At 64.1% G+C, this 13,733-nt stretch carries 18 protein-coding genes; 12 read left to right on the top strand and 6 right to left on the bottom strand.

The features are described from left to right. Position 1: 1 nt before the first annotated feature. Positions 2–511: an N-acetyltransferase gene (locus I6E81_RS06485; RefSeq protein ID WP_197106532.1), complete on the bottom strand. Its 510-nt coding sequence runs from the start codon at positions 509–511 to the stop codon at positions 2–4. Positions 512–564: 53 nt separating this feature from the next. Between I6E81_RS06485 and I6E81_RS06480 the strand changes: the two genes are divergently transcribed. After that, positions 565–1,074: a molybdenum cofactor biosynthesis protein B gene (locus I6E81_RS06480; protein WP_197106531.1), complete on the top strand. Its 510-nt coding sequence runs from the start codon at positions 565–567 to the stop codon at positions 1,072–1,074. Between the two features lie 72 nt (positions 1,075–1,146). Here I6E81_RS06480 and moaC read toward each other — a convergent pair whose 3' ends face one another. Both moaC and glp read right to left on the bottom strand, forming a co-directional pair. After that, positions 1,147–1,626 carry a cyclic pyranopterin monophosphate synthase MoaC gene (gene moaC, locus I6E81_RS06475; protein ID WP_197106530.1) on the bottom strand — a complete coding sequence of 160 codons (480 nt, stop codon included), beginning with the start codon at positions 1,624–1,626 and terminating at the stop codon, positions 1,147–1,149. Continuing rightward, positions 1,623–2,945: a gephyrin-like molybdotransferase Glp gene (glp, locus tag I6E81_RS06470; protein WP_197106529.1), complete on the bottom strand. Its 1,323-nt coding sequence runs from the start codon at positions 2,943–2,945 to the stop codon at positions 1,623–1,625. Before glp ends, moaC begins: the two co-directional genes overlap by 4 nt. A gap of 96 nt (positions 2,946–3,041) precedes the next feature. On the opposite strand from glp, the gene I6E81_RS06465 reads away from it, so the two are divergent. From I6E81_RS06465 to I6E81_RS06435, 7 genes are all read left to right on the top strand, one after another. Then, on the top strand, positions 3,042–3,455 hold the full coding sequence (locus I6E81_RS06465) for a molybdopterin-binding protein (RefSeq protein ID WP_197106528.1): 414 nt from the start codon (positions 3,042–3,044) through the stop codon (positions 3,453–3,455). Between the two features lie 68 nt (positions 3,456–3,523). Then, positions 3,524–4,300 (top strand): molybdate ABC transporter substrate-binding protein, encoded by a 777-nt coding sequence (modA, locus tag I6E81_RS06460; protein ID WP_307784112.1) that lies wholly within the window; start codon positions 3,524–3,526, stop codon positions 4,298–4,300. Next, complete coding sequence (locus tag I6E81_RS06455) at positions 4,297–5,184, top strand: ABC transporter permease (RefSeq protein ID WP_231603874.1); 888 nt, start codon at positions 4,297–4,299, stop codon at positions 5,182–5,184. The genes modA and I6E81_RS06455 overlap by 4 nt, the downstream gene beginning before the upstream one ends. A gap of 3 nt (positions 5,185–5,187) precedes the next feature. Beyond that, positions 5,188–6,342: an ABC transporter ATP-binding protein gene (locus I6E81_RS06450; RefSeq protein ID WP_197106526.1), complete on the top strand. Its 1,155-nt coding sequence runs from the start codon at positions 5,188–5,190 to the stop codon at positions 6,340–6,342. Between the two features lie 77 nt (positions 6,343–6,419). After that, positions 6,420–7,247, top strand: a complete 828-nt coding sequence (locus tag I6E81_RS06445) for an MOSC N-terminal beta barrel domain-containing protein (RefSeq protein WP_197106525.1) — start codon at positions 6,420–6,422, stop codon at positions 7,245–7,247. A gap of 9 nt (positions 7,248–7,256) precedes the next feature. Further along, entirely contained in the window at positions 7,257–8,321 is a 1,065-nt protein-coding gene (gene moaA, locus I6E81_RS06440) for a GTP 3',8-cyclase MoaA (protein WP_231603873.1), read from the top strand. Then, on the top strand, positions 8,314–8,568 hold the full coding sequence (locus I6E81_RS06435) for a MoaD/ThiS family protein (protein ID WP_197106524.1): 255 nt from the start codon (positions 8,314–8,316) through the stop codon (positions 8,566–8,568). The genes moaA and I6E81_RS06435 overlap by 8 nt, the downstream gene beginning before the upstream one ends. Positions 8,569–8,647: 79 nt before the next feature. Here I6E81_RS06435 and I6E81_RS06430 read toward each other — a convergent pair whose 3' ends face one another. Together I6E81_RS06430 and I6E81_RS06425 are read right to left on the bottom strand one after the other, a co-directional pair. Next, on the bottom strand, positions 8,648–9,073 hold the full coding sequence (locus tag I6E81_RS06430; RefSeq protein ID WP_197106523.1) for a molybdenum cofactor biosynthesis protein MoaE: 426 nt from the start codon (positions 9,071–9,073) through the stop codon (positions 8,648–8,650). 2 nt (positions 9,074–9,075) lie between these two features. Then, positions 9,076–10,245 carry a ThiF family adenylyltransferase gene (locus I6E81_RS06425; RefSeq protein ID WP_197106522.1) on the bottom strand — a complete coding sequence of 390 codons (1,170 nt, stop codon included), beginning with the start codon at positions 10,243–10,245 and terminating at the stop codon, positions 9,076–9,078. A 243-nt stretch (positions 10,246–10,488) separates the two neighbouring features. On the opposite strand from I6E81_RS06425, the gene I6E81_RS06420 reads away from it, so the two are divergent. From I6E81_RS06420 to I6E81_RS06405, 4 genes are all read left to right on the top strand, one after another. Beyond that, the gene (locus tag I6E81_RS06420; RefSeq protein WP_197106521.1) at positions 10,489–10,944 is read left to right on the top strand and encodes a hypothetical protein; all 456 of its coding nucleotides are present in this window, start codon (positions 10,489–10,491) and stop codon (positions 10,942–10,944) included. A gap of 50 nt (positions 10,945–10,994) precedes the next feature. After that, complete coding sequence (locus tag I6E81_RS06415) at positions 10,995–11,516, top strand: hypothetical protein (protein WP_197106520.1); 522 nt, start codon at positions 10,995–10,997, stop codon at positions 11,514–11,516. A 23-nt stretch (positions 11,517–11,539) separates the two neighbouring features. After that, positions 11,540–12,016, top strand: coding sequence for a hypothetical protein (locus I6E81_RS06410; RefSeq protein ID WP_197106519.1), 477 nt, complete (start codon positions 11,540–11,542; stop codon positions 12,014–12,016). A gap of 150 nt (positions 12,017–12,166) precedes the next feature. Further along, positions 12,167–12,793: a GyrI-like domain-containing protein gene (locus tag I6E81_RS06405; RefSeq protein WP_197106518.1), complete on the top strand. Its 627-nt coding sequence runs from the start codon at positions 12,167–12,169 to the stop codon at positions 12,791–12,793. 16 nt (positions 12,794–12,809) lie between these two features. On the opposite strand, the gene I6E81_RS06400 is transcribed toward I6E81_RS06405, so the two are convergent. Continuing rightward, entirely contained in the window at positions 12,810–13,700 is an 891-nt protein-coding gene (locus tag I6E81_RS06400; protein WP_197106517.1) for a VOC family protein, read from the bottom strand. Between the last annotated feature and the right edge of the window lie 33 nt (positions 13,701–13,733).

The following is a 13,733-nucleotide window of genomic DNA, read 5'->3' as shown; positions in this document are numbered from 1 at the left end:
CCTACAGCTGCTTGATCATTTCGAGTTCGCGGCGGGACTTATCGAGAATGTACGGAACCGTGTGCCGTGTCAGGGTGAAGCCGCGATTTTCGTACGCGGCGCGCGCCCGAGCGTTGTCTTCGTGCACGCCGAGGGTGAGGGTGCTGCCGTACTGGAACGCCCACTGCTCGATGGTCGTGAGCAGGGCATCCGTCACGCCAGCTTTCCGGCCACGAAAATCGGGAGTGACGTAGACACCCACAAGGAGCGGGCCCGTTTTTGCGTCAGGGATATAGCACCCCATCGTGCCGATCCACCTGCCTTCGGTGGTGATGGCGGCGACAGCAATGGCTAACGAGCTCTGCCCGCGAACAGCCCGAAGCTGCCACTCTGCGTCCGTGGCGTGCTGAGCATCCTCTAGGTGCTCGGCGAACCCCATCGGGGTATCGGCCAGCATCTCCAACCTCAGATCGCGGACCTCGCGCCAGTCGGCGGCATCCGTTCGTCGGATCGAAAACTGTGGCTCGCGCATGATCTGAATCTTAGTTGTGGGCCGGGCACGCAGCCTGCCGTACCGTTGCAGACATGGTTCACACTCACAGCGGCACGGGCGGCGACGTTGAGGCAGTGCTCGCCGCCGTCATCACGGTCTCGGATCGCAGCTTCCGCGGGGAGCAGGCCGATACCTCGGGGCCGCGCGCGGTCGAACTGCTCACAGAGCAGGGCTATGCGGTGTCGTTGACGGTGATTCCGGATGGCGCGGAATCAGTCACTGCTGCGATTCGGGCGGCGCTCGCCGCTGGTGCCCGCATCGTGATCACGAGCGGCGGAACGGGAGTGGCTCCCCGGGATCTCACACCCGAAGGAACCAAGCCCGTGCTCACACGCGAGATTCCGGGCATTGCCGAAGAGCTGCGCCGCGAGGGGGCTCGCCACACAAAGATGGCGGTACTCAGTCGCGGCTTGGTCGGCATCGCGGGCACTGCTCTCGTGGTGAACCTGCCCGGGTCAACGAAAGCGGTTGAAGAAGGCCTTGCGGTGGTCGCGCCGTTGATCGGCCACATCCTGGAGCAGCTTGATGGCGGAGACCACTAGCGAGATTGCAGGCTGAGGAGCCCGAGCCCGAGCCCGACGGTAAAAGCCAGACGGCTCGCCGCTCACCGCACGCTATTCCGGCCGACGCCAGTCGCCCGAACGACCGCCCGACTTCGCGAGCAGTCGCACGTTCTCAATCTGCACGGTCTTGTCCATGCCCTTGACCATGTCGACGATCGCGAGAGCCGCAACAGACACCGCTGTCATGGCTTCCATCTCGACGCCGGTGCGATCGGCGGTGCGTACGGTCGCGGTCACGGCGACTCCGTCATCCGTCACCTCAAGATCGACCGTCGCACCGTGCACGCCGATGATGTGGGCGAGTGGCAAGAGTTCGGCCGTGCGCTTCGCGGCTTGGATGCCAGCGATGCGTGCGACAGCCAGAACGTCACCCTTGGGAGCGTTGCCCGAGCGCAGCGCCTCAATGATCACGGGGGAGCAGCGAACGAAACCCTCCGCCGTTGCTTCGCGCACGGTCGGGGTCTTGGCGGTGACATCCACCATCCGGGCTTGGCCAGCGGAATTGAGGTGGCTGAAAGGCTGATCGCTCATGAGACCAGTGTGACAGTCAGGGTGTCACCGTTGAGCACATCGGTCGTGTCTTCGGGTACGAAAGCCAGGGCGTTGGCGCTGGCCAGGCTCGCGACGAGATACGAACCGGCACCACCAGCGCTCGCGGGACGAACGGATGCCGCACCCTGCCCATCCTCTTCGACAACAGCGGGCATGTATTGCGCGCGCCCCGCGGGGCTGCGCCAGCCCGTCGTGACCGTGGCGGTGAGCGTCGGCCGCACGATCGGCGTCCGGCCCGCCAGCGTGAGAAGGGCGGGGCGAACAAAAGTCTCGAACGAGACGAAGACGCTCACGGGATTGCCGGGGAGGGCGAAGAGGAGGGGGCCGCTGTCGGGAGCGGTTGCGGTGGCGGTCGTGGCGGTGCTGTTGTCGCTGCTGCCGTCGGTGGCGGCGCTGGTGTTGACGACCGGGAACCGGCCGAAGCCCTGGGGCTTGCCCGGCTGCATCCGCACCGGTCCGAACCAGATGCCGAGCGGGGCGAGCACGGCCTTCACGACGTCGTAGGCGCCGACGCTCACTCCACCCGAGGTGATGATGGCATCCAGGTCGGGGGCGTGCGTGTCGAGGATCGCACGCAGAGCGTCGTCATCGTCAGGCACAGAACCCAGCAGCACCGGGATGCCGCCGCACTCGGTAATGAGCGCTTCGAGCAATAGCGAATTCGAGTCATGGATCTGGCCCCGGGCGAGAGGCTCGCCGGGCTGGCGCAGTTCGCTGCCGGTCGAGAGCACGCCAACGCGCGGTGCCGGAATCACCGAAAGAGTTCCGACTCCAGCGGCGGCAGCGGCGGCAAGATCGCGCGGGCCGAGAACGCGCCCGGCGGGCAGCACCGCAGCATCGGTGCGCACGTCGGTGCCCTGGGAGCGAATGAACGCAGCCTCGCTCGGGGCCCGAAAAATGAGCACCGTCGCGGTGCCCTCATCAGTGTCTTCGATGGGAACGATGCAATCGGCGTCGTCGGGAACGGGAGCGCCGGTCATGATGCGCGCGGCCTCGCCGGGTTGAAGTCGGGGGTTCTCTGCGGACCCGGCGGGGAGGTCGGCAACCACAGTGAGGGCAACCGGGGTTTCGGCGGTGGCCGTTGCGGCATCCGCTCGACGAAGCGCGTAGCCATCCATCGCCGAGTTGTCGAAGCCGGGCACATCCGCGGCGGCCCGAACGTCGGCGGCGAGCGTGCGGTGCAGGGCCTGAGCGATCGGAACAGTGATCGCGGGCAGCGTGGCAGTGGTCGTCAGAATACTCGCGAGGTGCTGCTCAATACTGATTGATGCCGGTAGCGGCGTTGCGTCGAGGGCCATAGGTTCACTCTAACGAAAACGGTTCACGCTCGACTGGGTGCGGGCGTCGCGAAAATCGCCCTTTTTCTCCGCAGGTGCGGTGCTAAACTCCGATTTATGACGCACTATCGGATTAGCGAAGCCGCAGGGCTCCTCGGAGTCAGCGACGACACCGTGCGACGGTGGATCGCCTCCGACGGCCTGCCTGTCTCTCTCGATGACGCCGGGCGCCAAGTCATCGACGGCGCGGACCTGGCCCAGCGGGCTCAAGAACGGGCGCAGCACGCTCAGCAGTCGGCAGCGGCATCCGAGTCAACGAGCAGCGCTCGTAACCGGATGGTTGGGCTCGTCACGGGCATCCTGAGCGACACCGTCATGTCGCAGGTCGAGCTGCAGTGCGGCCCGCATCGCATCGTGTCGCTCATGTCGACCGAAGCCGTGCGCGACTTGAAACTCGAAATTGGGTCGCTCGCGGTCGCCGTCGTGAAAGCGACGATGGTGGTTGTTGAGGCTCCGAAAGACAACTCCTAGTGATGCTTCCGGTGCGGAAGCAGGGGCAGCCGCGGCAGCGGGGCGGTCACGGGCGACGACGGGTTCGCGTGCTGACGACGGTCGCCGCCGTCGCGATGGCAGGTCTGGTGGGGCTTGGCGGATGCTCGGCAGCAGACCCGGCACCGGCATCCACGTCTGCTGACGGTGCGCTGCAGGGTGAGCTCACGATCTTCGCCGCAGCCTCGCTGACGGCCTCGTTCACCGAATTGGCTGACGCCTTCAGCGCCGAGAACCCCGGCGTCACAATCGCTCCGATTTCCTTCGACGGCTCCTCTACTCTCGCGACTCAAATCAGTGAAGGCGCCCCGGCCGATGTCTTTGCCTCCGCGGATGACGCGACAATGCAGCAGGTCAGCGCCGAGCTCGCGACTGCTCCCGTCTCGTTCGCGAGCAACGAATTGCAGATTGCAGTGCAACCCGACAACCCGCTGGACATCACGGCACTGAGTGATCTGGCGGCGCCCGACGTGCAGGTTGCCCTGTGCGCTCCCGCGGTTCCGTGTGGGGCCGCTTCGCGCATCCTGCTCGACGTTGCAGACGTCGAACTCACGCCCGTAACCGAAGAACAGAACGTGACGGCCGTGTTGACCAAGGTCGAGCTGGGCGAAGTGGATGCCGGGCTCGTCTATGTCACGGACGTTCTGAACGCGGCGGGAGCGGTCGACGGCATCGAAATTGCCGACGCTGCAACCGCACGCAACACGTACCCGATCGCCGTGCTGAACGAGGCTGCGCAACCGGCCATCGCGGCCGCGTTCGTGGAGTTCGTACTCTCGCCGCCGGGGCAGAACATTCTCGCGAGCTACGGATTTGTGAAGCCATGAGTGTCTCCTCGCGCAGCGCGCTGACCACCGGCACCGCAGCCAGCCGAAGCACGGCCAGCCGAAGCGCAGCCTCCCGCACCACGGCAGCAGCCGGCTCTGGCATCCCGCGCCTGCTCTACCTGCCCGCCGCCCTTGGCTTCGCCCTGCTGATCTTGCCCCTCGTCGGGCTGTTTCTCCGTGCCAATTGGCCCAGCGTGCCGGCCGCGATCGTCTCGGAGGAGGCACAGTCGGCACTCTGGCTGTCGCTGCAGACCGCCCTCGCCGCGACGGTGTTGTGCCTCATCGTTGGCATTCCGCTCGCGCTCGTGATCGCTCGCTCGGGCAATCGGCTGGCCGGTCTGCTGCGTGCGCTCACGACGCTCCCGCTCGTGATGCCGCCCCTGGTCGGAGGCATCGCCCTGCTCTACCTTCTCGGACGCAACGGGCTCGTCGGCAGTGTGCTCGAACTGTGGTTCGGCATCCGGATTCCGTTCACGACGGGCGCTGTCGTAATCGCCCAATCGTTCGTGGCTCTGCCTTTCTTGGTGATCTCGGTCGAGGGTGCACTGCGCACCGCGGGCACTCGGTACGAGGCGGTCGCGGCAACCCTCGGTGCCGGCCGCTGGACGGTCTTTCGCCGAGTCACCCTGCCGCTCATCATGCCGGGCGTCATCGCCGGAACCGTGCTCTGCTTCGCCCGCGCGCTCGGCGAATTCGGCGCCACTGCCCTCTTCGCCGGCAACGCCGCCGGCACCACCCGCACGATGCCCCTCGCGATCTACACCGCGTTCAACGGCGCCGGCGTGAGTCAAGATTCGGCCATCGCTCTGTCGCTGCTGCTCGTGGTCGTCGGCATCGTCATCCTGCTTCTGCTGCGCAGCTGGCGCACAACCCCGGAGCGCTGACCCATGACGCTGGATGCCACCATGCTGGTGAACCGCGGCTCGTTCACCCTCGACGCGAGTGTCTCGGTCGCGCCCGGAGAAACGCTCGCGCTGCTGGGCCCGAACGGCTCAGGAAAGTCGACCATGCTCGCGGTGATCGCGGGCCTGCTCGCTCCCGACCAGGGCTCCGTCTCGGTCGACGGTCGCGTGCTCACCGAGGTTCCGCAGTCGGGTGGCGGGCGGTCGGGCGGCGGCCGGATGACCGTGGTGCCCGCTCATCGTCGTCGCATCGGGTTGCTCGGACAAGACCCCCTGCTATTCCCACACCTCAACGCCCTCGAGAACGTAGCTTTCGGGCTGCGTTCGCACGGCCGGCTGCGCTCGCACGGAATGAAGGCGGCGGAGGCCCGCGAACGTGCTTCCGAATGGTTGGCGGCCGTCGGCATGAGCGAGTTCGCCGCTCGCAAACCCGCCGAGCTCTCGGGAGGTCAGCAGCAGCGCGTAGCGATTGCCCGCGTGCTGGCCACCGAACCCGATGTGCTGCTCTTCGACGAACCGATGGCCGCCCTCGATGTGCAAAACGCTTCCCTCGTGCGCACCCTGCTGCGCGAGTGTCTGGCTTCCCGGATCTCCGCCACTCACACCGGAATCGATGGCCGCCCGCCGACCGCGCCCGCCACCATCGTCGTCACTCACGATGTGGTGGATGCCATGGTGCTGGCCGACCGCGTCGCCATCATGGATGCGGGCCGCATCATCGACAGCGGCGACGTTGCCCGAGTGCTCGGCGAGCCCGTCAACCAGTTCGCCGCTACGCTCGTCGGCCTCAATGTGCTGCACGGAATCGTCGAAACCCGTGAACTCGTGCGACTTGCGGATGGGCGTGGTCTCGCCGTCGAGGGTGTCGTGCCGGAGGTCGGTGCGGAAGTTTCGGTCGCGTTCCCGCCGTCCGCGGTGAAGCTCCGCCGGGAGGTATCCGCCCCCTCGCACCCCAACGAATGGCACGCCACCGTCGATCTTCTCGAGCCCGGCCTCAGGGGAATCCGCGTCACGCTGCTGGGCGACACGGTCGTGGCCGAGACAGCGGCGGCCGATCTGCTCGCGCACGACATCACGCCGGGGGACCGCATCGTGGCATCCGTCGCAGCATCCCAGATCACGGTGTATCCGCGCCGCTAAAACGCACCGCCAATTCGCATCGCGAATCCTCGGGACACTCCCGTCGTTCTTGGGGCGCACGTTGCTAGGATTCGCCCATGCGCGTGACACGACTCAGAGTGTATCCAGTGAAGTCTTTTGCCGGCGAAGATGTCGATTCGGCGGCCGTCAATCCATGGGGCCTTGACCAGGATCGCCGCTGGGCGCTTGTCGATAGCGACGGCAAAGCCCTGACCGCGCGTCAGCACAACCACCTTCTCGGCCTCACCGCTCACGCGCTGAGCGAGACGGCCGTGCGGCTTTCTGACCGAGACGGCTCCAGCGTGACCGTCGATATGGCGGAGGGCGGAGACACGATCGAAGTCACTCACAGCGGGCAGGGCACTGCGCTCGCCGCTCGGGGCGAAGTGAACCGTTGGCTGACCGAACGGGTCGGCCTCGACGCGCGACTCGTCTGGCAGTCCGACCCCACTGTGCGCGCGATCGACCCCGAAGACGGCGGCCAGCCGGGCGAAGTCGTGTCTCTCGCCGACGGCGGCCCGCTGCTGCTCGCAAGTGAAGCGTCGCTGCGTCAGCTCGACGAGTGGACCGACGCGGATGACGCGCCCCTCGACATGATCCGGTTCCGTCCCAACGTGATCATCGACGACCTCGAACCGTTCGTCGAAGAAAGCTGGACCAGCGTCACCATCGGTGACGTGCGCTTCCGCGTCACCATGATCTGCGACCGCTGCGTCATGACCACGATCGAACCCTCCACTCTCGAGCGCGGTAAGGAACCGATTCGCACCCTGGCGCAACACCGCCAGCGGGATCACAAGACGTGGTTCGGCATCCGCCTCACTCCGCTTGATGGCGGCAGTATTCACGTGGGCGATGCGATCGAGGCGGCGGCCTCGGAGGTTTCGCAGCCTGCCGCGGGTTAGTCTGACGCTATGAGTTCCTCCGCGATCGGCACCCCCATCGTGGACACCCTCGGCAGGCCGCTGCACGACATTCGCTTCTCGGTGACCGACCGCTGCAATTTTCGGTGCGTCTACTGCATGCCCAAGGAAGTCTTCGGCGCCGACTACGCGTTCATGCCGCGTGACGAACTTTTGAGCTTCGAAGAAATCACTCGCCTCGCTCGCATTGCTGCGCTTCACGGTGTGGAGAAGATTCGCCTCACCGGCGGCGAACCGCTGCTGCGCAAAGGCCTCCCTGAACTGGTCGGGATGCTCTCGAAGCTGACGACTCCGGCGGGCGCGCCCCTCGACCTCGCCATCACCACCAACGGCTCAGCGCTCGGCCACCTTGCCCCCGCGCTGAAGGAAGCTGGCCTGAAGCGGGTTACCGTGTCGCTCGATTCGCTCGACGATGCGACCTTCCAGTCGATGAATGACGTTAAGTTTCCGGTGAAGAAGATCCTGGACGGCCTCGACGCAGCGCACGCCGCCGGGCTCGGCCCCATCAAGATCAACATGGTCGTCAAGAAGGGCCACAACGACAAAGACATCGTCGCGATGGCCCGCCACTTCAAAGACACTCCGTTCATCCTGCGCTTCATTGAATACATGGATGTCGGCACCACCAACGGCTGGCAACTCGGCGAAGTAGTGCCCTCGGCCGAGGTTGTCGCCCGTATCAACGCAGAGCTTCCCCTCGAAGAAATCGCCCCGAACTACAGCGGCGAGACCTCGCAACGCTGGCGCTATCGCGATGGCAGCGGAGAGATTGGCGTGATTTCCAGCGTCACTCAGTCCTTCTGCCACACCTGCTCGCGCGCCCGAATCTCGGTCGACGGCAAGCTCTACACGTGCCTCTTCGCCAGCTCGGGTCACGACCTGCGTGCCCTTATGCGCGACGGCTGCACCGACGACCAACTCTCGGATGCCATGGCCCACCTCTGGCGCAACCGCACCGACCGCTACTCAGAGTTGCGCTCGCTCAACACCACCCGGCTGGCGACCACGCCAGGACCGGGCGCTAAGAAGATCGAGATGTCGTACATTGGTGGCTGACATGACCACTCACATTCGCTATTTCGCCGCTGCCGCCGAGGCTGCCGGGCGCGATGAAGAGCACCTTGAAATCGAGTCGGGGGCAACTCTGGCAACGCTCAAGGAGCTGCTCATCGAGCGCTACGGTTCGCTCATGCAGCGGGTCGTAGAGTCGGGATCATTCCTGATCGATGGCGTCGTTCGTCGTGATCCCGCGCACGCGGTGGGCGCTCGCGTCGACGTGCTTCCGCCGTTCGCTGGCGGCTAGAGCCCAGCTCCGCTTACGGCTGCGACGTGGTCTGTGCGCCTGACTGTCGCTCGCCAATCGTGTGCGCCGAAAGTCGCCGCTAAAGCCCGACCCATTCGGTCGCGCCGCCCGCGAGCTGCTGACGTTTCCAGATCGGCACCGTCGCCTTGACGCGTTCGACGAGCAACTCGCACGCCTCGAACGCTTCACGCCGGTGCGCTGCGGAGACCGCTGCCGACAGGGCAACATCCCCAATCTGCAGTAGCCCAACGCGATGAGCTGCGGCGATCGCGAGGCCAGTCTCGGCTGCCACTTCGGCGCAGCACTGAGCAAGCAGGGCCTCGGCTTCGGGGTGCGCCTGGTACTCCAGTGACCACACTTCGTTGCCGCCGTCGTGATTGCGCACGACTCCCGAAAACACGACGACCGCGCCGGAAGCGGGGGACTCCACCGCACGCCGAATCGCGGCCTCATCGATCGAAGCATCCGTGATGGTGGCGAAGCTTGCCGGGGTGGACGCGTTCATTCTTAGTACCTCGCAAGCGCAGGATCAATGACCTGCGAGTAGTCGTCGATGCCGCCCACTAAGTGGCGGATGTTGGTGAAGCCAGCGCCCTGCAGCATCCGCAGAGCACGTTCGCTGCGAATGCCGTGGTGGCAATACACAACCACGGGAACGTCGGTCCGGATGTCGGCAAGCCGGCCTTCGAGGCCACCCAGCGGAATCAGCTCGGCAGTCTCAATCGCGGCAATCGCGTACTCAAAGGGCTCACGAATGTCGACCAACTGCAGCGGAGCATCGCCCGCGAGGAGCGCCGCGAGTTCGCGCGAATCGACTTCGTCGCTCGCGCCGCCCGCGTCGGGCGCCGCCGTCACCCCACAGAACGCCTCGTAATCGATGAGTTCGGTGACGGCATTCACTTCGTCGCTGGCGGCGTAGTCGAGTTCCCGGAATCGCCCCGACAAAGCGTCGTAGGTTGTCACGCGGCCGAGAAGCGGGTCGCCGATGCCGGTGATGAGCTTCACGGTTTCGGAACACATGATGGCGCCGATCATGGCGCAGACAGTGGGCAGAACGCCGCCCTCGGCGCACGACGGAACGGTGCCGGGCGCCGGCGGCACCGGGAAGAGGTCGCGGTAGGTGGGGCCGTGACCTGACCAGGCGATTCCAGCTTGGCCGCCGTAGCGAAGGATTGCGCCCCACACGACGGGGATGCCGGTCAGCGCGGCTGCGTCATTGACGAGATAGCGGGTGGCGAAGTTGTCGCTGCCGTCGAGCACGAGGTCGTACCCGCTGAAGAGCTCGAGGGCGTTGGTGGAATCGAGCCACACATCGTGGCGGACCAGCGCGATTTCGGGGTCGATTCGCGCGACGGTGTCGGCAACAGAATCGAGCTTGCTGCGCCCAATGTCGGCGACCCCGTGAGCGAGTTGGCGGTGCAGATTCGAGAGTTCGACGGCATCCGTATCGATCACGCCGATGGTGCCAACACCCATCGCGGCAAGGGCGGGAATGGTGGCACTGCCCAGCCCGCCAGCGCCGACAACAAGCACACGGGCGTTCGCAAGGCGTCGCTGAGCGAGCTCTCCGAAGTCAGGATTAGCCAGCTGGCGTGAATAGCGAATCAGCGACTGAGCGCCGAGCGGTGCGCCGGGCTCGACGAGCGGTTGGCGGTCATGCTGAGCTGGCGATGTCACAGGGCAATCCTTACCGCGCCGGGAGCGGCACAGCAACGATTCTAGCCGTCGCGTTTGGTGCACTCTGGGGCTTTACTGCGGCTTTCAACCTTGGGGCTTTTGCACGTTCGTTCGGTGGCGTAGAGTTGCGGAAATTCATGAGCGGTAATCAAATAAGTCACTCTTTGGAATGATCGGACCGATCAGACGATGGCGCAATGATCACCGTTCACCGTTGCCGTCCCCTTTCAAGGAGGTCTCTTGGTGTCTGTTCGTCGAAGTCGACCGGCATTCGCTGCCGTCGCGGCCGCTCTGCTTATTCTTCCCCTTGCCGCCTGTACTGCCGAAGCTGAAGATCCGATCGACGCCATCGATCCGCTAGTCGAAACGCAAGCAGTCTGCGAGCAGGTATCCGACGCGGTAACCCTCACCTTCAATCTGAGCACTTCAGTCGATCAGGGGCGGGCGATCGAAGCTGAATACGAGGGGGCGAAACGCGTCGCCGCGAGGATGATTCAGCGGATCTCTCCCTCCGAAGAAACCAAATTGGCCCCGCTGATCGCTGAGCTGCAAGCGGTGACCCCGGCGGCCGCGGTTGCTGCGGAGGGGGAACCCTACGATCCCGACTCTGCCGAATGGACGTCTGCTTATAGGGCTGTGCTCGATCAGTGCGAGGCAGAACTTGGCATGTTCGGAATCGAAGGCTGGGTCGGCGGCTAAACGCTACATGCTGGGTGCAGAAAGTCGGAGGCAGTTAGTACCCTTCGATTATGAACTGGGAACTCGTTTACGATGTCGCATTGCCCGTAGCGGCAATTCTCGTCCCTTCCTCCATCGCTGTTTGGCTAGCGGGCGCGGAACGCGTGGCTGCCAAGCGTCAACGCAAAGCTCTCCAGGTGGGGGACGGCGTAGGGTATGCGCTGGATTCGATGCATGCCCTAGTTAGTGCTGCGTACGCCGACGATTTCCGAAGAGCGGCTGCGCTTCGACTTGAAGCAGGACGCCACCTAGACGGCATACGTTTCAATCTTGGGGAAGATAACAAGCCGGCGTGGGAGTGGATTGCAAAAGAATTGAGCATTGCGGCGGGCGGTCTCAATGACACTGACGAGACGGGGCTGCCGGTCCTAGCGGAAAAGATTGTATGGAGGGGCGCTCGATTCGGGAGCGTGCTCTCGGACTGGAGGCTGGAAAAGATCAGCCTCGACTGGTTTGCGACCGCTCGGCACCAAAAACTCGAGGACACAACGCTGCCCACAGGTGACGACGATGACCCGAATAGCCTTAACTAACATTTCGCCGCGAGAAAAGGTCTATGGACAACATCACTGCAGCACTCATCGGAACTGGGGTGGGGGCCTTGACTACCGTTGCTGCCGCACTCGTCGGACCTAGTATTGCCGCGCGCAAAACAACCCGTCGAGAGCATCGAAAAGATGTGCGTGACGAGATCGCAAATGTCTTGCTAGCTTTTATGAGCCTTTTGGCTGCGCGACGCACGGGGTCGAATGACCAGCTGCGAGTTCACGCGGAGGCCCTCACCGCGGTAACTCGACTTTCTGTTCTGCTCGGCCCGAGAGAGCTGGACGTTGAGAAGGCCCTGGACTACGCGCTTGATCTGCTTTCTAACGCAAAACTCGCGGCTGCAGCTGCGGCGATAGAGGCACTTCGTGTAGTCCTTCATTCGTGGTACCGCGGAGAGGTTAGGGGGAAGAAGATCGGCGATCTATACGGAGAAGAGTTGGATGTAGCGTTGCGGAGGGCAACAGGAAGTGACTCACCTCGTCGTTGAATTGGGGCACGCTGAAGAGCGACACGACCAATCGACAGCATGGTCTCGAATTGGCCTCGAAGTAGTGCTCTTGGCAAGCTGAAGCGTTTCCCGGACGCTGGTCGGCGGACCACTCCTAATTCAAGAATTCGAAAGAGACGGCGGAGGGCAATGAAAACTGATTTCAAGAAGACGCTCGACGCGTATAAAGCGCGCCACAACGAGTTCAGGATTCTGGATGTCCCGCCTCAGCAGTACCTCATGGTCGATGGCCACGGGGCGCCTGGTGCCGACAGCGACTACACGGCCGCGATCGGCGCGCTCTATCCCGTCGCCTACACCTTGAAGTTTGCAAGCAAAGCCCTCGACCGCGACTACGTTGTGCCGCCGCTCGAAGCGCTCTGGTGGGCCGAAGATATGGCCGCCTTCACGAGCGGTCGTGACAAATCACAGTGGGACTGGACCGCGATGATCCTCGCGCCCGAGTGGATCACCGCGACCATGTTCGAGGATGCCGTTGCTTCGGTGGTCGCCAAGAGCAAGACCCCAGAGAGCCTGCCCGTCAGTCTCGACAAGGTGCGCCTCGAGACTCTCGACGAGGGGGTGTGCGTGCAGACACTCCACCTCGGCCCTTATGACGATGAGGCCGAGATTCTGGCGCAGATGCACACCGAATTCATTCCCGAGCAGGGGCTGCGGATGACCGGCAAGCACCACGAGATCTACTTCAACGACTTTCGTAAAGTCGAGGCATCCAAACTGCGCACGCTGCTGCGGCAACCCGTGGAACGCGCCTAGTCCGGAGCGGGTTTAGCTAAAGCTTGGCGATCTCGATCTTCTTGAGCTGCATCATGTGCTCGAAGGCATTCGGCCGTGTCATGAGTTCGTCGATATTGGCGGGAGTGATCTGCCAACTCACGCCGAATTTGTCTTTGCACCAGCCGCAGGCTTCCGCTTCGGGAACCGCCGAGAGCGACGCCCAGTAGCGGTCAATCTCCGCCTGATCCGCACACGGAATCACAAACGACACCGATTCCGTGAACGTCACGTGTTGGCGAGTGGCGGCATCCATCGCCACAAACCACAGGTCTCGGAGCCTGACATCGCCGAACATCACCGAGCCGGGATGCGCGGGGCCCGTGCGCTCGGTATAGCGAACGTCAGCACCCAACTGGGAGTTATCAAACACAGAGGCGTAGAACTCGATCGCCTCCCGCGCGCGGTTTTGCACGCCATCGCCGAACAGCAACGCGGGCATGATTGTGGGCCGCGGTTCACCAGCGGGATCGGTGAGGATGAGCTGCCAGTTCACGCCAAAACGGTCCCGCAACCATCCATAGCGCGGGCTGAAATCGTAGTTCGCGATCGGCATGAGCGCACTGCCGCCGTCGATGAGCGCATTCCACAACGCATCAAGATTGCGGCGAGCATCCGGATCAGTAGAGGGATCGAAAGTGACCATGAACGACGTGGACTCGTTGAACGCAAATCGCTCACCCGCGTTGATCGCCAAAAAGTCTTGCCCCGCGAGACGGAAAGTAACCGTCAGCACCGCACCGGCGAGGTCGCGTTGAAAGTCAGCCAACCCCTCCGAGGGGTAGTGAGTGGTGTTGAGTATCGAACTGTCGCCAAAAGCGGAGGCGTAAAACTGCACAGCGTCTTCGGCATTGCCGTTGAACCACAGGCACGGCGTAATCGTGGTCATGGTGTTCCTCCTCGAACCCATGTCGTCGCAACG

Source organism: Salinibacterium sp. NG22, assembly GCF_015864925.1.
GTDB lineage: Bacteria > Actinomycetota > Actinomycetes > Actinomycetales > Microbacteriaceae > Rhodoglobus.
This window is presented reverse-complemented; position numbering and strand designations above follow the sequence as displayed.